Below are 21461 nucleotides of genomic sequence, written 5' to 3'. Positions count from 1 at the left end.
CTTGCTCCCCTGTTCCTTGCTTCCTTCGGCACGCTCGCAGAAGGGCACGGTATGCACTTCGGCGTCATGACGGTCCACCACACCACCGTCACCGACCCCCTCGCCCGCCCCCTACTGGATGAACTCACCTACGAATACAGCACCCGGTACGAGAGACCGATCGATCTGAGCCTGGAGTACCCGGCCGAGGAGTTCACCCCGCCCAGGGGCGCGTTCCTGCTGCTCCTGGAGAACGGAAGCCCGGTCGCCGGCGGCGCGTACCGCCGCTATGACGCGCACACCGCCGAGCTCAAAAGGATCTGGACGCACTCCGCCCACCGGCGTCGCGGTCTGGCCCGGCGCGTCCTCGATGTCCTGGAACGGGACGCCGCCGACCGCGGCTACACCCGCGTCTATCTGACGACCGGCCCCCGCCAGCCGGAGGCCAAGGGCCTCTATCTCGCCACGGGCTACCGCCCCCTGTTCGACCTGTCCGCCGCCCCGGAGTCGATCGGCCCGCTGCCGTTCGAGAAGCATCTGGAGATCCCGCACCCATGACCACCACGCCCCGCGCCACCGCGCTGCGCGCCGCCGCCCTCCTGGCCACCGCGGTCCTGGCGCTCACCGCCTGCGGCTCGGGCGGTCCGGCGTCCGGTGGCTCGTCGGCCACCGACGCCACGATCCCCACCACGGACGTGGTCTCCGGCATCAAGAAGGACCCCGCCGCCGCGAAGCTGCTGCCCGCCGATGTCCGCGCACGTGGCACCCTCTCCCTCGCCACCAGCGTCGGCACCCCGCCCGGCACCACCTATCTGGCCGACGGCAAGACCCTCGCAGGCCAGGACGTCGACTTCGCGGACGCGGTCGCCAAGGTCCTCGGCGTCGGGCTCAAGCGCGAGGTGGCGAGCTTCGAGGCGATCCTGCCGGCCCTCGGCAGCGGCAAGTACGACGTGGGAACCGGCAACTTCGGCGTCACCGACGACCGCCGCAAGACGATCGATTTCGTCACCTACATCAACGATGGCCAGGGCTTCGCTGCCCGCAAGGACAGCCCGCTGAAGAAGGTCACCTCGTTGGACCAGCTGTGCGGCCTGACCGTCGCCACCAGCGCGGGCACCACCTTCGAGGCGACGCTGGAGGAGAACCAGCACCTGTGCGAGGACGCGGGGAAGAAGCCGTACGACGTGAAGACGTACGCCGAGCAGGGCGCGCTGTGGATCTCGCTGCAGCAGGGGCGCAGCGATGTGGTGATGAGCACCATCAACGGGCTGCGCTATGCCGTGGGGCAGCAGCAGGGCCTGCGGTTTCTCAACGAATTCAGGCGTCTTGACGTCGGCTTCGCGTTCAAGAAGGGCACCCCGCTGGCGCCCGCCGTCCAGGCCGCGGTGAACCGGCTGAAGAAGGACGGCGCCTACGACCGGATCCTGAAGAAGTGGGGGACCCGCGCCTCGGCGATCAAGACGTCGCAGATCAGCCCGCCGGAGATCCGGTGAACACCTTTACGGGTCCGGAGCCTTGGCGGGCCTGGCGGTCGCCCGATCATCGGCCTATATCTCCGGCGTCAATCCGAGTCATGGACATATGCCCTGGTCTCATGCGTGAACCGACCTCACGGTACGATCTTGACTCCGCCGACCACCTGTCGACATGCCGGATGCGTACCGACTGTGACAACCGTCGCACTGTCAGTTCCCGTGCAGGACACGGGAACTGATGACACGCCAACCTCTTTGCACCAGATGTGTCACGAACCCCCCGTGCGGCGGCTATCCACTTGGCACACCCTCCGCATCATGGACGACCATAGAGAGGCGGAACACAGACCTTACGGGTGAGAGGAGGCGTCAATGGGATCGGTGCGCAAGGCGAGTGCCTGGCTTGGCCTCGTCGACGACAACGATGACGAGCGGTACTACGACGACGACTACGCCGAGGGCCCCGAGGCCGGAAACCGGGGCGGCGACTCCTGGGTGACCGACCCCCGGATCCGGGTGGCCGACGAAGCCGCCCAGGACCAGGGCACCCGCATCGCCACGGTCACCCCGGACGGCTTCCGCGACGCCCGCGGCATCGGCGAGCTCTTCCGGGACGGCGTCCCGGTGATCGTCAATCTGACGTCCATGGAGCCCGCCGACGCCAAGCGCGTGGTGGACTTCGCGGCCGGTCTGACCTTCGGCCTGCGCGGTTCGATCGAGCGGGTCGCCACCCGGGTCTTCCTGCTCACCCCCGCCGACTACAAGGTGGTCAGCGGCGAGGGCCGCCGCACCGGCGGATTCTTCAACCAGAGCTGAGCGGCACAGAGCTGAGGCGAGGCGGCTCACCGGATCGGTCGGCGCCCGCCGTCACCCATCCGCTCACCGGAACGCGTCGAGACCGGTGAGCGCCTTGCCCAGCACCAGCTGATGCATTTCGACGGTGCCTTCGTACGTGAGCACCGATTCGAGGTTGGTCGCATGCCGCATGACGGGGTACTCCAGTGAGATCCCGTTGGCGCCCAGGATCGTCCGGGCGGTACGGCAGATCTCGATCGCCTCGCGCACGTTGTTCAGCTTGCCGAAGCTGATCTGCTCGGGGCGCAGCCGCCCCGCGTCCATCCGCAGTCCCAGGTGATGGGCCAGCAGGATCCCCTTGTGCAGTTCGACGGCCATGTCGGCGAGCTTGGCCTGGGTGAGCTGGAAGCCGCCGATGGGGCGGTCGAACTGTTCGCGCGTCTTCGCGTACTCCAGCGCCGACTCGAAGCTGGCGCGCGCCGCGCCCATGGAGCCCCAGACGATGCCGTAGCGGGCGTGGCTCAGACAGCTGAGCGGGCCGCGCAGTCCGGTGACCTCGGGGAGCACGGAGTCGGCCGGCAGCCGTACCTCGTCCATCACGAGTTCGCTGGTCACCGAGGCGCGCAGGGACCACTTGTGCTTGATCTCGGGGGCGGCGAACCCGGGGGTTTCGGTGGGCACGACAAAGCCTCGGATGCCGTCGTCCGTACGGGCCCAGACCACGGCGACGCCGGCCACCGAGCCGTTGGTGATCCACATCTTGCGCCCCGTCAGAACCCAGTCCGTGCCGTCCTTCTTGGCGTATGTGCGCATACCGGCGGGGTCGGAGCCGTGGTCGGGCTCGGTGAGGCCGAAGCAGCCGATGATCTCGCCGGCCGCCATCCCCGGCAGCCACCGCTGCTTCTGCTCCTCGGACCCGAAACGGTGAATGGCGTACATGGCGAGCGAGCCCTGGACGGAGACCAGCGAGCGGATGCCGGAGTCGGCGGCCTCCAGTTCCAGGCAGGCCAGGCCGTACTGGACGGCGGACGCGCCCGCGCAGCCGTAACCGGTCAGGGACATGCCGAGCGCGCCGAGGGAGCCGAGCTCGCGGGCCAGCTCGCGGATGCCGGGGAGTTCGCCGCGCTCGTACCAGTCGGCGATGTCCGGCAGGACGCGGTCGGCGGCCCACTGGCGGACGGTGCTGCGGACCGCGCGGTCCTCGTCGGTGAGCAGGTCGTCGATGCCCAGCGGGTCGCCGGGGTCGAACGGCGAGGCCCCCGAGGAAGCTGAGGAAGCAGCGGACGGCTGTGCTGACATGACGGTGCCTCCGGCGGGTTCGGCGCTCGCGCGAAAACTAGCAGTGGTAGTTATGCGCGTCCGACGGTACGGTCCGCCCGGCCCTCCGGGCAAGGGTCACCGCCGGTGGCACACGGCGCGGCGCAGCCGCCCCGCTCCGTGGTCAGCGGCCCGAGCTCGCCGGGGCCGGTTCGGCCTCACAGCCTGCCCCCGCCTTGCTCTCCCCCACGGCCGTACCACCTTCGGCCCGTTCCGTGGAGTCCGCGGCCCGGCGCGGCAGCCGCAGCGCGATCGCCGCGCCGACCAGCAGCAGCAAGGCGCTGGCGACAAGGGTGATGTGCAGTCCGCGGACGAAGGAGTCCCGGGCCGCCTCGCGCAGCGCGGCCTTGGCGGACGGGCCGAGCCCGGCGGCCACCTTGTACGCCTCGCCGAGCGAATGCGACGCCGATTCGGCGGCCTTCGCCGAGACGCCGCCGACGTGGGCGAGGCCCGGTGCGTAGGCGGCGTTCATGACGCTGCCGAGCAGCGCGACGCCGATGCCGGCGCCCAGTTGGTAGGAGGTCTCCCCGATGGCCGCGGCGCCGCCCGACTGCTCCGCGGGTGCCTCGCTGAGCATCGACTCGTAGGCGCCGAACAGCGTGGACTGGAAGCCGAAGCCGAGCAGTACGAAGCCGAGGCTGAGCAGCCAGGCGCTGTCCTGGTCGTTCATCGCGGTCAGACAGAGCACCGCGACGGCGGTGAGGACGAAGCCGAGGGAGACCATGGCACGCGGGCCGAGGGTCTGCAGCATCCGCGAGCCGGTGAGGCCGGCGGCCATCGCGGAGAAGACCAGCGGCAGCATCCGCAGTCCGGTCTCCAGGGGGCTCAGTCCGAGGACGAGCTGGAGGTACTGGACGGCGATCAGCTGGAGGCCGACCAGGGCGAGCATCGCCAGCACGATGCAGCCGACGGAGGTGCCGAACGCGGGGCGGGCGAACAGCCGCATGTCGATCAGCGGGTGTTCGCGCCGGCGCTGGCGGTGTACGAAGAGGATGAGCAGCAGCACGCCGACGGCGATGGGCACGAGCGTGGTGAGGCCGAGCACCGGTGCCCCGCTGCCGATCCGCTTGACGCCGAGGACGATGCCGAGCACGCCGAGTGCCGCGATGACCGCGCCGATCACATCCCACGGGCCGTTGCGCTCGCCCCGGGACTCCGGCAGCAGCCAGCGGCCTATCAGGAGCATCGCGGCCATCATCGGGATGTTGATGAGGAAGACCGAGCCCCACCAGAAGTTCTCGACGAGGAAGCCGCCGAGGACCGGGCCGACGGCGGCGCCGACCGCGGCCACCGCACTCCAGACGCCGATGGCGACCGCGCGCTCACGCCGGTCGGGGAAGACCTGGCGGAGGATCGACAGTGTCGCGGGCATGATCATCGCGCCGCCGATGCCGAGCAGGGCGCGCGCCACCATCAGGATCTGCGGGTTGGGCGCGAGTGCGGCGGCGGCGGAGGCCAGGCCGAACAGGCCGTAGCCGAGGAGGAGGACACGACGGCGGCCGACGCGGTCGCCGAGCGTGCCGAAGAGGATCAGCAGCGACGCCGCTATCAGCGGATAGACGTCGACGATCCAGAGGAGCTCAACCGGACCCGGCCGCAGGTCCTCGGTGACGGAGGGCACGGCCACGTAAAGGATCGTGGTGTCCAGCGCGACGAAGAGCAGGCTGACACACAGCACGATCAGCACGGTCCAGCGGTTCGCGCCGCCGCCTGAAAGCCGGGGAACACCAGTCGTCCGTCCACTGCCGGACGTGGTCGTCCCGGACATGCAGAACCTCCTGTCATGCTCTCGCGGCCGCGGATCAGGGCGCGAAAACGCCCCGGGCGGAACCGGCGGCACGGGCGAGTTGAGACGTCAGACTACGCGAGTCGCCCGAGGTCCCGCGTGGCTCACCTCACGATGAGACGCGCATCGCAAGGGTTGGCGTTGCGCCACCCGCCGGTCGACCGTCGTTCTTCGGCCACCTGGATAATCGTCCGGATGAACGATCTTGCCTCCACCGCCGCCCCCGGCCGGACGCCGTGCGCGCCCGCCGTCCGGGCCGCGCTGCGCCGTGCCGCCCCCGCGCTCGCGGCGTATGCGGCGGTCCGGCTGCTGGGCGTCACGGTGCTCGCGGTCTGGTCGGCGGCGAACGGCAAGAACTGGCACACGTTGCTCACCGCCCGCTGGGATTCGCTCTGGTACACCCGGGTCGCCGAGCAGGGCTACGGCTACGGCGTGCAGCTGGCCAACGGCGATGTGCACTCCAATCTGGCGTTCTTTCCACTGCTGCCGTGGCTGGAGCGCGGCCTGTCCGCGGTCTCTCCGCTGTCCGCCGCGGACGCCGGGATGGTCGTGGCCTGGCTGGCGTCGCTGTGCGCGGCCTGGGCGCTGTACGCGACCGGTGAGCGGCTGCACGGGCCGCGCGCGGGGATGGCGCTGGTGGCGCTGTGGGCCGTGCTGCCGGTCGGGATCGTGCAGTCAATGGCCTATTCGGAATCCCTGTTCACCGCGCTCGCGGCCTGGGGCGTCTACTGCGTACTGACCGGGCGCTGGGTATGGGCGGGTGTGCTCGCCTCGCTGGCCGGGCTGACCCGGCCGGTGGGCCTCGCGGTCGTCGCCGCCGTGTGGGTCACCGCCGCGGTGACGGTGTGGAACGACCGGGCCGGTGGCCTGCGCCTCCGCACGATCTTCCGCGGCCGGCACCGGGGGATGCTGCTGGGCGTGCTGCTCGCGCCGCTCGGCTGGGTCGGCTACTTCCTGTGGGTGGGCACGCGGCAGGGCAGTCTCACCGGCTATCTGGACGTCCAAGGCGACTGGGGCAACGGCTTCGACGGCGGCATCGCGTTCGGCACGTTCATCTGGCACCAGCTGTCGGGGCCCGCGTTCCTCGCCGGGGTCGGACTGCTCGTCGGTGTCGCGCTGGTCATCTGGCTGTACGTGCGCGGCGTACGGCAGGGGCAACCGCTGCCGCTGCTGGTCTACGGCGGTGTGGTGCTGCTGCTGGCACTGACCGCGAAGGGCTATTTCGGCTCCAAGCCGCGGCTGATGCTGCCGGCGTACCCGTTGCTGCTGCCGCTCGCGGTGGGGCTCGCACGGTGGCCCCGTGCGCGAGCCTGGCTGGTCGTCGGGCTGATCGCGGTCGGCTCGGCGGTCTACGGGGCGTTCTGGCTGAACGGGTCCGGCCCCCCGTAAGCAGATGATCTTCGTCTCGTCGGCGCCGCTCCGGGGAAACTCCTCACGACAGCCGGGCGAATCGGGGATAAACTCGCCCGCGAAAAGCAGATAAAGCACTCGCGGCGGCGACACGCGGATGCCGGGACGGGAATCCGAATCTCTGGGAATTCCCTTCCAAAGCCGTGTGCCGGAGCCCCGTTTGAGACCGATTCCACATCACATCGTCATTACAAAGCGCACAGTTTGACCAAGCTGCTACATCACACGCGGTAACGTCGATTGAGTGCGTACCGATGACAAGCTCGACCAGATGGAGGAGCGCCCGACCGATCGCGCCCGACCACCCCTGATGACCCGGACCCGCCTGTGGCTGTTCGGCGGCACACTGGCGGTGTATGCGGCGATCGTGGCCGGGGTGCTGACCACTTCATGGCTGGTCACATTCGACTGGCAGGTCATGTTCTTCAGGCCGTACAAGCAATGGCCGGAGATCCATGCCTTCCTCGACTACTTCGTTGTCCTGGGGCAGCGCGGACCGACCGCGGTGGCGGTGGCGGCATGGCTGGGCTGGCGCTGCTGGCGGCAGCGCAACCTCCACCCACTGCTGGTGTTCGGCGCCTCGCTGCTGCTGCTGAACATCACCGTGGGCGCCGCCAAGCTCGGCATGGGCCGTCTCGGCCCGCACTACGCGACGACGGTCGGCGCCACTGAGATGTGGCTGGGCGGCGATATATTCCCCTCGGGTCACACCGCGAACGCCGTGGTCACCTGGGGTGTGCTGGCCTACCTCGCGACCACCCCGCTGCGCCGCCGCACCCTGTCGGTGATCGCCGCCCTGGGCGCGCTCGGCGTCGGCATGACCACCGTCTACCTCGGTACGCACTGGGTCAGCGATGTGCTGCTGGGCTGGGCCGCCGGCCTGCTGGTGCTGCTGGCGCTGCCGTGGCTGGAGCCCGGCATCACGTGGGTGGAGGACCGTCTCATGGGCGTCCTGCTGCGGCTGTGGCTGCGACTGCGCCCCGATTCGCTGCGTGGACCGCTGCCGGTCGGTGCGCTGGCTCCCGAGGTCTCCCGGCAGCGTGTCGCCCCGGACGGCGAGGTGCTCGTACGCGAGACCATCGGCGCAGGTACGGGCGGCCGCGTCACCGCCACCCGCACCCCGGACGGCTGGCCGCACCACCCGCCGCGGCCGCACACCTCCCGCTCGGAGCGCTCGCCGGTCACCCCGGTGGGCAGCCGTAGGCCGCCGCACGCGGACCGCGTCCCGCGCAGCACGCCGCTGAGCCCGACGTCCGGGCGCGGCCGCAACGGCACCGGCTGACCCACCCCACAACCGCGGGGCCGGTACGCACACCCGCTTCCCCGCGCCGAAGGCCCCGGCCGCTCCCTCCGGAGCAGCCGGGGCCTTCGTTTGCGTACCGCCCGTCAGCCCTTCCAGGCGCGCTGTACCAGGCCTTCCTTGACCTCGAAATTGACCCGGCCGCTCAGGAATTCCATGGTGATGACCGCGCCCGGCGCCAGCGAGCGGACGGTGGTCCAGCCGCGTGCGCGGGCCCGGTCCTCGGCGTCCTGCTGGGCGAGGCCGATATAGGACTCGGGGTCGTCCTGGGGTTCGTTCGGGAAGAGTGCATCGGGAGCCATGACAGCCACCGTAGGTGCCCGCGCTGTCACACGGAAGGCCCTTCCGGCGCACACCTCGGTGTCTTCCCGGTCCTTCATTGGTCACACTTGTGTCACAGCGAAGGCTCCTGCGTTTGCGGTAACACCGGTCACCCGTACGTGCCGTGTGTTGCCGCAACCGGGTGGAAAACAATGCGGCCGGAATTCCACCTTGATCAAATGCGAAAACGGGCACCCCTACCTCGGGCAAATCCGGACAGGCACCGGAAATTATTCACCCGCCAGCCGCGAAATCCCCTTCCCTTAAGCCCTTTATCAGCCAGCCCCTAATTGGCCGGTGCCACACACTCCACGCACATTTCCCGCACATTGCCCGGCCGCCGGGCCGTGCGGCGGGCCGGAGAGCACCGGAACGGACCGGAGCGCCCCCTCGCCCTGGGACCCCCGCGCGAGCATCATGTCCCCCGGCACCACCTCCCCCACCCATTACCCCGGCACCACCTCCCCCACCCATTGCCCCGGCACCACCTCCCCCACCCATTGCCCCGCCCCAGTACTCCCGCGATGAACGAGGTGCAGCGGATTGGTCACGGACAGCGCCGAGGCGAGCATTCCGCCAGCCAGGGCGCGGCGCCGCGGGGCGGTACTGGTCGACTGGCTGACGACGACCGACCACAAGAAGATCGGGCACCTCTACCTGATCACTTCGTTCGCGTTCTTCCTGGTCGGCGGTCTGCTGGCGCTGATCATGCGGGCCGAGCTGGCCCGCCCCGGGCTGCAGATCGTGACCGCCGAGCGGTTCAACCAGGCGTTCACGATGCATGGCACGATCATGCTGCTGCTGTTCGCCACCCCGGCCTTCGCCGGCTTCGCAAACGAGATCATGCCGCTGCAGATCGGTTCGCCCGATGTCGCCTTCCCGCGGCTGAACATGCTCTCGTACTGGCTCTTCCTCTTCGGCGGCCTGATCGTGGTGGGCAGCCTCCTCACACCGTCCGGCGGACCGAACTTCGGGTGGACGGCGTATGCCCCGCTCAACTCGATGGTCCGATCCCCCGGCATCGGCGCCGATATGTGGATCATGGGCCTGGCGCTGGCCGGCTTCGGCACCATCCTCGGTGCCGTCAACTTCCTCACCACGGTCATCACATTGCGGGCGCCCGGCATGACGATGTTCCGGATGCCGGTCTTCACCTGGAACGTCCTCTTCACGTCCATCCTGGTGCTGATGGCGTTCCCGGTGCTGGCCGCCGCCCTGCTGGTGCTGGAGTCGGACCGGCAGTACGGCTCGGTGGTGTTCCAGCCCGAGGCGGGCGGTGCGCTGCTGTGGCAGCACCTGTTCTGGTTCTTCGGCCATCCCGAGGTCTACATCATCGCGTTGCCGTTCTTCGGCATCATCACGGAGATCATCCCGGTCTTCGCCCGTAAGCCGATCTTCGGCTACGTCATGCTGATCGGCGCGACGATGGCCATCACGGGCCTGTCGGTGGTCGTCTGGGCCCACCACATGTTCGCGACCGGGGCGGTGCTGCTGCCGTTCTTCTCCCTCCTGTCGTTCCTGATCGCGGCCCCGACGGGGGTGAAGTTCTTCAACTGGATCGGCACCATGTGGCGCGGCTCGGTGTCGTTCGAGACCCCGATGCTGTGGTCGGTCGGCTTCCTGGTGAGTTTTCTGTTCGGCGGCCTGACCGGCGTCATCCTGGCGTCGCCGCCGATGGACTTCCATGTCACCGACTCGTACTTCGTCGTCGCCCACTTCCACTACACCGTCTTCGGGACGGTGGCCTTCGCGACGTTCGCGGGCTTCTACTTCTGGTGGCCGAAGTTCACCGGCAAGATGCTCGACGAGCGACTGGGGAAGATCCACTTCTGGACGCTGTTCACCGGCTTCCAGCTCACCTTCCTCGTCCAGCACTGGCTGGGCGCGGAGGGCATGCCGCGCCGCTACGCCGACTATCTGGCCGCCGACGGCTTCACGGCCCTGAACACCGTCTCCACCATCGGCTCGTTCCTGCTCGGCACCTCCACCCTGCCGTTCCTCTACAACGTCTGGAAAACGGCGCGGTACGGCACCCGGATCGGGCTGGACGACCCCTGGGGCTACGGCCGCTCCCTGGAGTGGGCCACTTCCTCGCCGCCGCCACGGCACAACTTCACCACCGTCCCCAGGATCCGCTCCGAGTCGCCCGCGTTCGATCTGCACCACCCCGAGGTGGGCAAGGAGCCCGCCGCTATCCCAGCGCCCGGGAAAGCCGGTCCCTGATCTCCCGTACTCGGTCGAGCAGTTCCGGCGGCTCGCGGACCTCGAAGTCAAAGCCCATCAGCACGATGTGGATCACCAGCACATCGAGACTGTGCGCCCCGGTGCGCAGCAGACAGCTGTGCTCGTCGACCGCCTCCAGCGTCCCGGCGGACGGGCTGATGCGGGTCGCGGCCTCGTCCACCGGCACGTGGAGCAGCACCGTCGCCTGCTCCGCGTACGCACGGGTGGAGACGCCCTGGGAGACATACGCCGCGAGGTCCTCGGCGGGCGGGGTGCGCGGTGTGCAGCGTGGACCGTGCGGCGGGGTGGGGGTGATGCGGTCGGCGCGGTAGGTGCGCCAGTCCGCGCGGTCCACGTCCCAGGCGACGAGATACCAGCGGCGCTGCGCGGAGACCAGGCGGTGCGGTTCGACGGTGCGGCGGGAGACCGTGCCGTCGTGTGCGGCGTAGGTGAACCGCAGCTGACGGCAGTCCCGGCAGGCGTGCGCGAGTTCGGAGAGGGTGTTGGCGTCCACCCGCGGGCCGCCGGGCCGGCCGAGCATCGGGACGGTGAAGGCGTTCAGCGCGCCGACCTGACGTTGCAGCCGGTGCGGCAGCACCTGTTCCAGCTTCGCCAGTGCGCGTACCGAGGTCTCCTCGATGCCCTCGACGCCGGCGGCCGCGGCGGTACGGAGACCGACCGCGACGGCCACCGCCTCCTCGTCGTCCAGCAGCAGCGGCGGGAGTTCGGCACCGGCGCCCAGTTGATAGCCGCCGGCCGTTCCGGGAGTGGAGTGCACGGGGTAGCCGAGCTCCCGCAGCCGGTCGATGTCCCGGCGGACGGTGCGCGGGGTGACGCCGAGCCGGTCGGCGAGATCCGCGCCCGACCAGTCCCGGTGGGCCTGCAGCAGGGAGAGCAGGCGGAGCAGACGCGCAGAGGTGTCCAACATGCTCGAAGTCTCGCAGCCCTTGCGGACAGCTACGGTCCGCAAGGGCGGGCGGAGGTGCATCCCCGGATGCCGGGCGAAGGTGCCTGCCCGCGGTCAGCTCCCGGCCGTCACCCGCCGTCAGCTCCCGGCCGGGGCGTCCTGCTCGGCCGGGCCCGCGACCCGTATGGCCAGGTCGTTGTCGAGCGTGTAGTACGGGCCGACCCTGACCTGTCCCACCGCGGCCCGCACCGGCAGCGCCGGGTAGCTGAACACCTGCTTCTTGTCCGGGACATCGTCCAGGAGACGGGCGATCCGGACAGGCCGGGCACCCTCGGCGGGCCGCACCCACAGGTCCCACGGCTCGTTGCCGCGCTCCCAGCAGGCGGCCAGTTCCGCGTACGGCAGGGTGAAGGTGAAGTCCGGGCCCTCGACGGTCAGCGGGACGGTGACGACGAGCGGCGCACCGTTACCGGACGCGCCGGTACCAGACGCGCCGTTGCCGGGCGGGGTGCGCCGGGCGTGGGCCTCGACCTGAGCGCCGGCCGCCGCCACGGCCCCGTACAGCCGGCCGGAGACCGTCAGGCCGTCGGGCGCCACCAGGATGTCGCCGGCCTCGGCGTGCGGGCCGCGCTGCCAGCTGCGCAGCGCCAGATTGCCGAACTTGGTGGCGTACGGGATGCGTACGCCGAGCCGGCCGATGCCCGCCAGCGGCCGGCGGTCCACCAGCGATCGCAGGTCGTTGACGCCGGGCAGCAGGCGCCGCGGGTCCCGGCCGTCACCGAAGTCGGCGTAGGCGTTCCAGCGGCCCTCGGCGAGCGCGACGGTGCTGGGCAGCACCGCGCGCAGCCGCCCCGAGCCGTTCGGCCCGAGCGGCAGCCGTACCTCGTCGTCCGCGCCGTCGCCGCCGCGCAGCCGCAGCACGAGCGCCGCGCTCCAGGCGGTGTGGGCCTCCTGAGGGGTGGGCAGGTCGAAGGTGAGCCCGCCCGCGGAGTCCGCGATGCAGTCGGCCCTCAGCTCCGTCGGCGCCGCCGTGCCGTTCCGGCGGGCCGCCGCTGGCCGGGCCGATTCGCTCCCCGGTGTCCCCGGTCCGCCGCCGTTGGGGCGTGCGGTCGCCGGAACCTTCGGTTCCTGGTCGATGGCCTGGGGCTCCTTCACTTCTGGTCCGATCGCTGCGTGTCCGGCGGCTTCGTCTCCGGTGGCTTCGTCTCCGGGCACTTCGTGTCCGGTCACGGGCAGCTGCGTCGAGGCGTTCACGCCGTCCGCACCCCTCTCACTGCGGCGTGGGCCGCGTCCTTGGTGGCGTATGCGCCGCTCAGCAGTGCTCCCCGGGTGCGGTGCAGGGTGCCGCGCAGCCGGTTGCCCCGCCGCTGCGCGAGCAGCTCGCTGAACAGCGCTTCATAGCGTCCGGCGACGGTGGCGGGGTCGAAGCGGGCGGACGCGGCGAGGGCGGCGCGGCCCATCCGCTTCCGGGCGTCGTCGTCGTTGATCAGCTCCAGCAGCGAGCCGGCCAGCGCCTCCGGTTTGCCGACCGGCACCAGCCTGCCGTCCGTCCCGTCGTCGATGATCTCGCCGGGGCCGTGCGGGCAGTCGGTGGCGACGACGGGCAGGCCGCAGCGCATGGCCTCCACGATCGTCATCCCGAAGGATTCGAGGCTGGAGGAGACGGCGGCGATGGAACCCTTTGCCCACTCGGGCTCCAGGGGGTTGGCCGGTCCCATCAGGAACACATGGTTGTACAGGCCGAGTTCATCGATCAGGGCACGCAGCGCGGCCTTCTCGGCGCCGCCGCCGTAGATCCGCAGCCGCCAGTCGGGCCGCTCGGCGACGACCTTGGCGAAGGCCCTGATCAGCACGTCATAGCGCTTGACCGGGGCGAGCCGGCCGGCCGCGACGACCCACTTGCCAGTGCCGTCGGCGGGCTGCAGACCGGGCGCGGGCACGCTGTTGGGCACCGCCTCGACGCGGACGCCGGGCAGCCGCAGCGTACGGCGGTAGGCGTTCGCGTCGGCCTCGGTGACGGTGGTGACCGCGTCCAGACGCGGATAGGCACCGCGCAGCGCCAGCTTGAGCGCCCGGCTGTGGGTGTCGAGGGTGAGATGCTCCTGGCCGATACGGACCGGGCCGCGGCGCGCCTGCTTGGCGATGTGCACGTTCAGGCCGGGCCGGGTGCCGACCACCACGTCCGCCTCGATCCGGCGCAGATGCTGGGCGATACGGCGGTCGGTGAGCTCGCTGTACTGGCCGAAGCGGCCCTCGGCGGCGGGGAAGACCTTGGCGGGACGGGCGTACGCCGGGTCCGCGCCGTCGAAGGCGGGGCTGGACTCCTGTATGTCCACGAGATGCCGGAGGGTGACCCCGGGGCCCAGATCGAAGACCGGGGTGTCACGGTGGCGCAGCACGGACACGATCTCGACGTCATGCCGGTCCGCGAGCGTACGGGCCAGATTGAACGTCGTCCGGATCGTCCCCCCGATGCCGTACGCGTTATGAATCAGGAATGAGATGTGCATCCGTCCCCGTGCCCCCTGGTCTTCCGGTCTTCCCTGGTCTCCCCGCGGACCACGCCGCGCGCCTCTCCCGACGGCTTGACCCGTCCGGCGGCTGAACGGTAGGACCGTGAAAAGAGGTTCCGGGTTGGGGGCTTTCGCCAAGTTGTTCCGAAAAAGTTAGGGCATCGGTAGCAACGTCATGGAACCTCTCCGCCGCAAATCCCATCCCCTGCCAGTCATCGGCGCCGGTAGGCACGGTGAGAGCCCGTGAAGCGGACATCCTGCGTGTCACCGGCCCGGGTGACCGGGAATTCCGGCGTGCCACCGCGGAGAGTCAGCCGGACAGGGCAGACGGAAGCGGCACCTTCGTGCCGGTGATCAGCCGGTCCGGCCGCCCGGCGCGGTTCGATTCTGTTCCCGGCCACGCGTGACCCCTGCCACAGGTCACCCGTTGTTCCTGTACGAGCCGGGAGACCGCCCGGCAGCCGTTCGAAGATCGAGGAGCCACCCGTGCCGCGCATGCTCGACGTCAGCGACGACGTTCGCGCCGAGATCGGCGACGAAGAGGCCGACCGCTTGCTGGCTGGTGGCGACGCCCCCGGCAGCTACGACTGCACCTCCTGTCGCACCCCGGGCGACAGCGAACAGGAGCGCACCAGCACCGTCCTGTTCGTGGGCGAGGAGACCGCGGTGCTCGCGTTCGCGCACGCCACCTGCATCCCCTCGCAGGTCGTTCCGGTTTCGGAGGAGCAGCTCCAGGGAGCCGTGCGCTCCATCACCGGTGAGGACACCGCCCCCCGCAGCACAGGAGCGGACCCCGCGCCGAACGCTCCGGTCCCCACCAACGACCGCCAGGCGACCCTCGGGATCACCTGCGGTCTGGTGCTGATCGAGAGCGAACTGCGCCCGGCGCTCGTCGTCGAGCCCGACGGCCCGATCGCCCGCCCCGGCTCGGCGGGCACGGAGGACGAGTTCCTGCTGCTGCTCATGGAGCAGGGCTTCAAGCCGGTGACCGACATGAACCAGCTGCCCGCCATGAACCCGGGCTGGTCCACACTGCTCGCCATGGGCAAGCTGCACGCCGTCCTCCAGCCGGCCAACGGCGGCAGCCAGGCCGCATGGTGGCAGGCCCATCAGCCGCTGGCCGTCTCCGACGGCTGGCGCACCGAGGCGAACAAGTCGAAGACCGTGCTGATGTACGCCGCGCCCGCGGGCACCATCGGGCATCAGCCGCGCGAGGACCTCATGCGGCAGGCGCTGGAGCAGGCCGCCGCGAAGGGCGCCCTGGTCGCCGCGGCGATGCCGCTGGCCGGTACCTGACCCGACCGGTACTCCGATCGCGGGGGCAGCACCGCCTGATGGGCGGGATTGCCCCCGCGATCAGCCATTTCCGCAGGAAAGCCGCATCCCACGGGCATCGGGGTCGTTGGCAGATACGTGCACGCATACGACCCCTCCTCCCGCGCCCAGTACCCCCACCCGATCCCCGGAATGCGCCCGTCGCACGAACCCCGGTCGACGCACACCGCCGACCGCGGTTCGGCCACGCCGATCTATGACGCGCTGTACGCCGAGTACCGCCGCTCCTTCCGCGCACTGCCGGGGGATCGTACGGACGAGCCGGAGGTCCCGGAATCACTGCGCGGCACCGGAAGCTGGGGCCGGACAACGGCGTCGACGGGCCACTGGGAGGTCGTCGGCCGCCAGCCGTACTACCCGCGGGGCCACACTCCGGCGGCGCTGCCGCCCGGCCAGCGGGACTCCCGGTCGCACGGGCGCTGATCGGCCCGTACGGCCGGGGCCCCGTCCCTGGCGGGCCGGCCGCTACTTCTTCTTGCTGCGCTTCTCCCGCACCCGCACCGAGATGTGGATGGGCGTCCCCTCGAAACTGAACTCCTCGCGCAGCCGGCGCTCGATGAAGCGGCGGTAGCCGGCCTCCAGGAAGCCGGAGGCGAACAGGACGAAGCGGGGCGGCTTGGTGCCGGCCTGGGTGCCGAAGAGAATGCGGGGCTGCTTGCCGCCGCGGATCGGGTGCGGGTGGGAGGCCACGATCTCGCCGAGGAAGGCGTTCAGCCGGCCGGTCGGGATACGGGTCTCCCACCCGGCCAGCGCGGTCTCGATCGCCGGGACGAGCTTCTCCATGTGGCGGCCGGTGCGCGCGGAGACGTTCACCCGCATCGCCCACGGAACCTGTACGAGGTCCCGCTCGATCTCCCGCTCCAGGTAGAAGCGGCGCTCCTCGTCGAGGTTGTCCCACTTGTTGTAGGCGATGACCAGGGCGCGCCCGGCCTCCACGGCCATCGTGATGATCCGCTGGTCCTGGACGCTGATGGATTCGGCGGCGTCGATCAGGACGACCGCCACCTCGGCCTTCTCCACGGCCGCCGCGGTGCGCAGCGAGGCGTAGTAGTCGGCGCCTTCCTGGAGGTGCACCCGGCGGCGGATACCGGCGGTGTCCACGAACTTCCAGGTCTTGCCGCCGAGTTCGATCAGCTCGTCGACCGGGTCGCGGGTGGTGCCGGCCATCTCGTTGACGACCACCCGCTCCTCGCCGGCGACCTTGTTCAGCAGCGACGACTTGCCGACGTTCGGACGGCCGATCAGCGCGATCCGGCGGGGGCCGCCGAGCGCGGCGCCGAAGGTCTGCGCGGGCGCCTCCGGCAGCGCATCCAGGGCGGCGTCGAGCATGTCGCCGGTGCCGCGGCCGTGCAGCGCGGAGACCGGGTACGGCTCGCCGAGGCCCAGCGACCACAGCATGGCGGCGTCGGCCTCGCCGGACGCGCCGTCGACCTTGTTGGCGACCAGCACGACGGGCTTGCCGGACCGGCGCAGCAGCTTGACCACGGCCTCGTCGGTGTCGGTCGCACCGACCTTGGAGTCCACGACGAAGACGACGGCGTCGGCGGCCTCGATGGCGAACTCGGCCTGGAGGGCGACGGACGCGTCGATGCCGAGGACGTCCTGCTCCCAGCCGCCGGTGTCGACGACCTTGAAGCGGCGGCCGTTCCAGTCCGCCTCGTAGGTGACGCGGTCGCGGGTGACGCCCGGCTTGTCCTCGACGACCGCCTCGCGGCGGCCGATGATGCGGTTCACCAGGGTCGACTTGCCGACATTGGGGCGGCCGATGACGGCGAGGACGGGCAGCGGGCCGTGGCCGGCCGCGGCGATGTCGCCCTCGACCTCCTCGGGGTCGAAGCCCTCCTGCGCGGCGAGCTGCATGAACTCCGCGTACTCGGCGTCGCCCAGCGCACCGTGCTCGTCGCCGGTGTGGGTCTGGTCGTTCATGAAGTCCGTTCCTCGTTCACTGCGGTCGGTGTGCGGCTTCCGCCGCGTGGCGTCATCGGTGAGCTGCTCGTACGCAGCCCGCTCTCAAGTTTCGGTCAGCGCCCGGTCAGGCGCCTGGCCTCTGCCAGGTGGGCGGTCAGCCGCTCCTGGATCCGCACGGTCGCCTCGTCCAGCGCCTTGCGGGTGCGCCGCCCGCTGCCGTCGCCCGCCTGGAAGCCGTCACCGAAGACGACATCGACACGGCCGCGCAGGGGCGGTATCGCCGGGGTCAGCCGGCTGCTGCGGTCGGTGCTGCCGAGCACCGCCACCGGGACGACCGGGGCACCGGAGCGCACCGCGAAGTACGCGAGCCCGGCCCGCAGCGAGGCGAAGTCGCCCTCGCCGCGGGTGCCTTCCGGGAAGATCCCCAGCACCCCGCCGCCGTCCAGCACACCGAGCGCGTCGGTGATCGCCTTACGGTCGGTGCTGTCGCGGTCCACCTTCAGCTGCCCGATGCCCCGCAGGAACGGGTCCAGCGGGCCGACGAATGCTTCCTTCTTGATCAGGAAGTGCACCGGCCGCGGCGCGGTGCCCATCAGCATCGGGCCGTCGATACCGTGTGCGTGGTTCACGGCGAGGATCACCGGCCCGGCGGACGGAACCCGCCAGGCGCCCAGCACCCGCGGCTTCCACAACCCGTACATCAGGCCGATGCCGATCCGCCGGCCGACCGCGGCACCCTTGGCGCTCGGGATGCCGGACCGCTGCCCGGCCCCCGCGCCGGACGCCTTGCCGCGATCGGTCACCGAGCGACCCGCCCCGCCTTTTCGGCGCTGGCACCCTCGATGAGGGTGACCACGCACTCGATGACCTGGTCCAGCGTCAGCTCGGTGGTGTCCACCTCGACCGCGTCGTCCGCCTTGGCCAGCGGAGAGGTCTTACGGGAGGAGTCCGCGGCGTCCCGCTTGATCAGGGCCTCGCGGGTGGCGGCCAGGTCGCCGGCCTCCTTGCCCTTGAGCTCGCCGTTGCGGCGGGCCGCACGGGCCTCGGCCGAGGCGGTGAGGAAGACCTTGAGGTCGGCGTCGGGCAGGACGGTGATGCCGATGTCCCGGCCCTCCACGACGATGCCGTGCGGCGCCTCGGCGGCGATGGTGCGCTGCAGGCCGGTGATCCGGGCCCGCACCTCTGGTACGGCGCTGACGGCGCTGACCGCGGAGGTGACCTCCTGGGTGCGGATCGGTCCCGCGGCGTCCAGACCGTCGACCGAGATGGTCGGGGCGGCCGGGTCGGTGCCGGAGACGATCACGGGCTTGGCCGCGGCGTCGGCCACCGCCTTCGCGTCGTTGACGTCGATCCGGTTGGTCAGCATCCACCACGTGATCGCGCGGTACTGGGCGCCGGTGTCGAGGTAGCCGAGGCCCAGCTTGGCGGCCACAGCCTTGGACGTGCTGGACTTGCCCGTGCCAGCGGGGCCGTCGATGGCGACAATCACTGCAGCCGGGGCGGTCCGAGCGGCGGTTTCCACGGTGACGAACACCTTTCTTGTACACGGGGCGGGGGTCCACGGCCATAAGGGCCTCGCACAAGGTTACTGGCTCACCCGCACAGCGCCGTCCACGGAGTCACTGGCGGATGGACCAGCCCCGCTCGCGCAGCTCCGCGGTCAGCACCGGCACCGCCGACGGCTCCACCGTGAGCTGGATGAAGCCGGCCTGCTGACCGGTGGCGTGCTCGATGCGGACGTCCTCGATGTTGACCCCCGCCCGGCCGGCGTCGGCGAAGATCCGGGCCAGCTCGCCGGGCTGGTCGCCGATGTAGACGGCGACGATCTCGTACACGGCCGGGGCGGCGCCGTGCTTGCCGGGCACCCGCTCACGCCCGGCGTTGCCGCGCCGCAGCACATCCTCGATGCCGTCGGCGCCACCGCCGCGCTTGTCCTCGTCGGCGGACTCCAGGGCGCGCAGCGCGCGTACGGTCTCGTCCAGGTCGGCGGCGACCTCGGACAGCACATCGGCGACCGGGCCGGGATTGGCGGACAGGATGTCGATCCACATCGCCGGGTCGGAGGCCGCGATCCGCGTCACATCGCGGATGCCCTGGCCGCACAGCCGTACGGCGGTCTCGTCGGCGCCCTTGAGGCGGGCGGCGACGAGGCTGGAGAGCAGCTGCGGGGTGTGCGAGACCAGGGCGACGGCGCGGTCGTGGGCGTCCGCGTCCATCACCACCGGGACGGCCCGGCAGAGCGCGACCAGCTCCAGGGCGAGGTTGAGCACCTCGGTGTCGCCGTCGCGGGCCGGGGTGAGGACCCAGGGCCGGCCCTCGAAGAGGTCTGCGGTGGCGGCCAGCGGTCCCGAGCGCTCCTTGCCGGCCATCGGGTGGGTGCCGAGGTAGCCGGTCAGGTCGCAGCCCATCGCCTCCAGCTCACGGCGCGGGCCGCCCTTGACGCTCGCGACGTCGATGTACGCGCGGGCCGCGCCGCGCCGCATGACGTCCGCCAGCGCCGTCGCTACATGGGCGGGCGGCACCGCCACGATGGCCAGATCGACCGGGCCGGGCGGTGCCTCGGCGGCACCCGCGCCGAGCGCGGCGGCCGTGAGGGCCTGGGCCTGGTCGTGGTCCTCCAGGAACACCTGCACGCCGCGCGCGTTCAGCGCGAGCGCGGCCGAGGTGCCGATCAGGCCGGTGCCGATGACGAGTGCGGTCCTCACTGCGCGATGTCCTTTCGCAGCGCCCCGGCCGCACCGAGGTAGACATGGGCGATCCCGGCCTTGGACAGTCCGGTCTCGACATGGGCGAGCACCCGCACCACACGCTCCATGGCGCCGGTGACCGCCATTTCCTGGGCGCAGATCAGCGGGACGTCCGTGATGCCCAGGGCGCGCGCGGCGGCGGCCGGGAAGTCGCTGTGCAGATCGGGGGTGGCGGTGAACCACACGCTGATCAGATCGTCCGCGAGGAGGCTGTTGCGCTCCAGGATCGCGGAGAGCAGCTCCGCGACCTGCTCCTGCATGTGCTCCGCGTCGTCCCGCTCCAGCTGGACGGCCCCACGGACCGCTCGTACCGCCACGTCACCGCTCCCTGCGTCTGATGCCGCTCACGTCCCACGTCAGCGCGCACGATCAGCGTATCCGCTGCGCTCGGCCGGCTTCCCTGCGCTGCACCTCCGCCCGTTTTCGGCTTTCCCGCCGTGGCTCCTGCGGCGGGTGCCGCTGCACAGGGCCTTTCGGCAGTGGTGCCGGACGGCCGGACTCCGCCCGCCGGAATTCCGGTGACAGCCACCGCCCCCACCAGCGACAATCGCCCGATGTCCGCAGATGCCGCAGGTCACGCCCTGGTCGCCGAGCACACCGTCTACGGGTGTGTGATGGGCTCGCGCGCGTTCGGCCTGGCGACCGAGAACAGCGATACCGACCGGCGCGGGGTGTACCTCGCCCCGACGCGTCTCTTCTGGAGCTTCGAGAAGCCGCCGACCCACGTGGAGGGGCCGCGGGAGGAGGAGTTCTCCTGGGAACTGGAGCGGTTCTGCGAACTGGCACTGCGCGCGAACCCGAACATCCTGGAGTGCCTCCACTCCCCCTTCGTGGAGCGCGTCGACGCCACCGGCCGCGAGCTGCTCGCACTGCGCGACGCGTTCCTGTCTCGGTATGTCCACCGCACCTTCGCGGGCTACGCCGTCGGGCAGGTCCGGAAGCTGCACGCGGATGTGCGGCAGCACGGCGCGCCCCGCTGGAAGCACGCGATGCATCTGCTGCGGCTGCTGGCCTGCTCCCGGGACCTGCTCCGCACGGGAGCCCTCACGCTGGATGTCGGCGAGGCCCGCGAGGAGCTGCTGGCGGTCAAGCGCGGCGAGGTGTCCTGGGATGAGGTGCAGCGGCGGATGGCGACGCTGACCGAGGAGGCCGACACGGCGGTGTCCGGCTCCCCACTGCCGGCCGAGCCGGACCGCGAGCGGGTGGCGGACTTTCTGTACCGGGCCCGTCGGGCGTCCGCGGTTCGCTGCGCTTAGCCTGGGCCGGCTTGGTTGCTCGCCGTTTTCGGCTTTCCCGCCGGTCCGCTGCGCTTTGCCTGAGCCGCATTTTTGACCGCCCCGCCGCTGCGCCTGCGGCGGGGCTGTTGCCGCTGCGCGGGGCTGTCGGGTGCGGTTCCGGACCTCCGGACTCCGTCCTGCGGTCCGGCCCCTCCCGTTGAGTGTGGG

General features: G+C 71.0%; 20 protein-coding genes. 9 read left to right on the top strand and 11 right to left on the bottom strand.

Annotated features, from left to right (window positions below):
- Positions 1-51: 51 nt before the first annotated feature.
- The 3 genes from AB0I10_RS31945 (at position 52) to sepF (ending at position 2270) form a co-directional block, all read left to right on the top strand.
- Entirely contained in the window at positions 52-537 is a 486-nt protein-coding gene (locus tag AB0I10_RS31945) for a GNAT family N-acetyltransferase (RefSeq protein ID WP_363156161.1), read from the top strand.
- Positions 534-1472: an ABC transporter substrate-binding protein gene (locus AB0I10_RS31940; RefSeq protein WP_363156160.1), complete on the top strand. Its 939-nt coding sequence runs from the start codon at positions 534-536 to the stop codon at positions 1470-1472. The genes AB0I10_RS31945 and AB0I10_RS31940 overlap by 4 nt, the downstream gene beginning before the upstream one ends.
- A gap of 354 nt (positions 1473-1826) precedes the next feature.
- On the top strand, positions 1827-2270 hold the full coding sequence (gene sepF, locus AB0I10_RS31935; protein WP_363156159.1) for a cell division protein SepF: 444 nt from the start codon (positions 1827-1829) through the stop codon (positions 2268-2270).
- Between the two features lie 63 nt (positions 2271-2333).
- On the opposite strand, the gene AB0I10_RS31930 is transcribed toward sepF, so the two are convergent.
- Positions 2334-3548: an acyl-CoA dehydrogenase family protein gene (locus tag AB0I10_RS31930; protein WP_363156158.1), complete on the bottom strand. Its 1215-nt coding sequence runs from the start codon at positions 3546-3548 to the stop codon at positions 2334-2336.
- Positions 3549-3690: 142 nt separating this feature from the next.
- A complete protein-coding gene (locus AB0I10_RS31925; protein WP_363156157.1) occupies positions 3691-5334 on the bottom strand; it encodes an MFS transporter in 1644 nt (547 codons plus the stop codon).
- Positions 5335-5547: 213 nt separating this feature from the next.
- On the opposite strand from AB0I10_RS31925, the gene AB0I10_RS31920 reads away from it, so the two are divergent.
- A complete protein-coding gene (locus AB0I10_RS31920; protein ID WP_363156156.1) occupies positions 5548-6741 on the top strand; it encodes a mannosyltransferase family protein in 1194 nt (397 codons plus the stop codon).
- 265 nt (positions 6742-7006) lie between these two features.
- The gene (locus AB0I10_RS31915; RefSeq protein WP_363156155.1) at positions 7007-8044 is read left to right on the top strand and encodes a phosphatase PAP2 family protein; all 1038 of its coding nucleotides are present in this window, start codon (positions 7007-7009) and stop codon (positions 8042-8044) included.
- A gap of 104 nt (positions 8045-8148) precedes the next feature.
- On the opposite strand, the gene AB0I10_RS31910 is transcribed toward AB0I10_RS31915, so the two are convergent.
- A complete protein-coding gene (locus AB0I10_RS31910) occupies positions 8149-8364 on the bottom strand; it encodes an I78 family peptidase inhibitor (protein WP_363156154.1) in 216 nt (71 codons plus the stop codon).
- A gap of 562 nt (positions 8365-8926) precedes the next feature.
- Here AB0I10_RS31910 and ctaD point away from each other — a divergent pair.
- Positions 8927-10606 (top strand): cytochrome c oxidase subunit I, encoded by a 1680-nt coding sequence (ctaD, locus tag AB0I10_RS31905; protein WP_363156153.1) that lies wholly within the window; start codon positions 8927-8929, stop codon positions 10604-10606.
- Here the strand turns inward: ctaD and AB0I10_RS31900 are convergent.
- From AB0I10_RS31900 to AB0I10_RS31890, 3 genes are all read right to left on the bottom strand, one after another.
- Complete coding sequence (locus tag AB0I10_RS31900) at positions 10575-11534, bottom strand: YafY family protein (RefSeq protein WP_363156152.1); 960 nt, start codon at positions 11532-11534, stop codon at positions 10575-10577. The two genes, ctaD and AB0I10_RS31900, sit on opposite strands and share 32 nt — an antisense overlap.
- A 117-nt stretch (positions 11535-11651) precedes the next feature.
- Positions 11652-12527 carry a hypothetical protein gene (locus AB0I10_RS31895; protein WP_363156172.1) on the bottom strand — a complete coding sequence of 292 codons (876 nt, stop codon included), beginning with the start codon at positions 12525-12527 and terminating at the stop codon, positions 11652-11654.
- Between the two features lie 236 nt (positions 12528-12763).
- Positions 12764-14023: a glycosyltransferase family 4 protein gene (locus tag AB0I10_RS31890; RefSeq protein ID WP_363156151.1), complete on the bottom strand. Its 1260-nt coding sequence runs from the start codon at positions 14021-14023 to the stop codon at positions 12764-12766.
- A 489-nt stretch (positions 14024-14512) separates the two neighbouring features.
- Between AB0I10_RS31890 and AB0I10_RS31885 the strand changes: the two genes are divergently transcribed.
- Both AB0I10_RS31885 and AB0I10_RS31880 read left to right on the top strand, forming a co-directional pair.
- Positions 14513-15322: a hypothetical protein gene (locus AB0I10_RS31885; protein ID WP_363156150.1), complete on the top strand. Its 810-nt coding sequence runs from the start codon at positions 14513-14515 to the stop codon at positions 15320-15322.
- A 171-nt stretch (positions 15323-15493) separates the two neighbouring features.
- Positions 15494-15784: a hypothetical protein gene (locus AB0I10_RS31880; protein ID WP_363156149.1), complete on the top strand. Its 291-nt coding sequence runs from the start codon at positions 15494-15496 to the stop codon at positions 15782-15784.
- 42 nt (positions 15785-15826) lie between these two features.
- Here AB0I10_RS31880 and der read toward each other — a convergent pair whose 3' ends face one another.
- The 5 genes from der to aroH all read right to left on the bottom strand — a co-directional run bounded on the left by der (position 15827) and on the right by aroH (position 20333).
- The gene (der, locus tag AB0I10_RS31875) at positions 15827-17287 is read right to left on the bottom strand and encodes a ribosome biogenesis GTPase Der (protein WP_363156148.1); all 1461 of its coding nucleotides are present in this window, start codon (positions 17285-17287) and stop codon (positions 15827-15829) included.
- A gap of 95 nt (positions 17288-17382) precedes the next feature.
- Positions 17383-17970, bottom strand: a complete 588-nt coding sequence (locus AB0I10_RS31870) for a lysophospholipid acyltransferase family protein (RefSeq protein ID WP_363156171.1) — start codon at positions 17968-17970, stop codon at positions 17383-17385.
- Between the two features lie 98 nt (positions 17971-18068).
- Complete coding sequence (gene cmk, locus AB0I10_RS31865) at positions 18069-18803, bottom strand: (d)CMP kinase (RefSeq protein WP_363156147.1); 735 nt, start codon at positions 18801-18803, stop codon at positions 18069-18071.
- Between the two features lie 85 nt (positions 18804-18888).
- Entirely contained in the window at positions 18889-19974 is a 1086-nt protein-coding gene (locus tag AB0I10_RS31860) for a prephenate dehydrogenase (RefSeq protein ID WP_363156146.1), read from the bottom strand.
- On the bottom strand, positions 19971-20333 hold the full coding sequence (aroH, locus tag AB0I10_RS31855) for a chorismate mutase (RefSeq protein WP_363156145.1): 363 nt from the start codon (positions 20331-20333) through the stop codon (positions 19971-19973). The genes AB0I10_RS31860 and aroH overlap by 4 nt, the downstream gene beginning before the upstream one ends.
- A gap of 237 nt (positions 20334-20570) precedes the next feature.
- Between aroH and AB0I10_RS31850 the strand changes: the two genes are divergently transcribed.
- A complete protein-coding gene (locus tag AB0I10_RS31850; protein WP_363156144.1) occupies positions 20571-21272 on the top strand; it encodes a nucleotidyltransferase domain-containing protein in 702 nt (233 codons plus the stop codon).
- Positions 21273-21461: the final 189 nt, after the last annotated feature.

Source organism: Streptomyces sp. NPDC050636, from assembly GCF_040654775.1.
Lineage (GTDB): Bacteria > Actinomycetota > Actinomycetes > Streptomycetales > Streptomycetaceae > Streptomyces.
This window is presented reverse-complemented; position numbering and strand designations above follow the sequence as displayed.

Excerpts from the sequence above, each read along its gene's own strand:
- AB0I10_RS31930 (WP_363156158.1), bottom strand. The coding sequence starts at position 3,548 with ATGTCAGCACAGCCGTCCGCTGCTTCCTCAGCTTCCTCGGGGGCCTCG.
- AB0I10_RS31870 (WP_363156171.1), bottom strand. The coding sequence starts at position 17,970 with ATGTACGGGTTGTGGAAGCCGCGGGTGCTGGGCGCCTGGCGGGTTCCG.
- AB0I10_RS31850 (WP_363156144.1), top strand. The coding sequence starts at position 20,571 with ATGTCCGCAGATGCCGCAGGTCACGCCCTGGTCGCCGAGCACACCGTC.
- AB0I10_RS31920 (WP_363156156.1), top strand. The coding sequence starts at position 5,548 with ATGAACGATCTTGCCTCCACCGCCGCCCCCGGCCGGACGCCGTGCGCG.
- AB0I10_RS31880 (WP_363156149.1), top strand. The coding sequence starts at position 15,494 with ATGCGCCCGTCGCACGAACCCCGGTCGACGCACACCGCCGACCGCGGT.
- AB0I10_RS31940 (WP_363156160.1), top strand. The coding sequence starts at position 534 with ATGACCACCACGCCCCGCGCCACCGCGCTGCGCGCCGCCGCCCTCCTG.
- sepF (WP_363156159.1), top strand. The coding sequence starts at position 1,827 with ATGGGATCGGTGCGCAAGGCGAGTGCCTGGCTTGGCCTCGTCGACGAC.
- der (WP_363156148.1), bottom strand. The coding sequence starts at position 17,287 with ATGAACGACCAGACCCACACCGGCGACGAGCACGGTGCGCTGGGCGAC.
- AB0I10_RS31900 (WP_363156152.1), bottom strand. The coding sequence starts at position 11,534 with ATGTTGGACACCTCTGCGCGTCTGCTCCGCCTGCTCTCCCTGCTGCAG.
- AB0I10_RS31925 (WP_363156157.1), bottom strand. The coding sequence starts at position 5,334 with ATGTCCGGGACGACCACGTCCGGCAGTGGACGGACGACTGGTGTTCCC.
- AB0I10_RS31945 (WP_363156161.1), top strand. The coding sequence starts at position 52 with ATGCACTTCGGCGTCATGACGGTCCACCACACCACCGTCACCGACCCC.
- AB0I10_RS31890 (WP_363156151.1), bottom strand. The coding sequence starts at position 14,023 with ATGCACATCTCATTCCTGATTCATAACGCGTACGGCATCGGGGGGACG.
- AB0I10_RS31910 (WP_363156154.1), bottom strand. The coding sequence starts at position 8,364 with ATGGCTCCCGATGCACTCTTCCCGAACGAACCCCAGGACGACCCCGAG.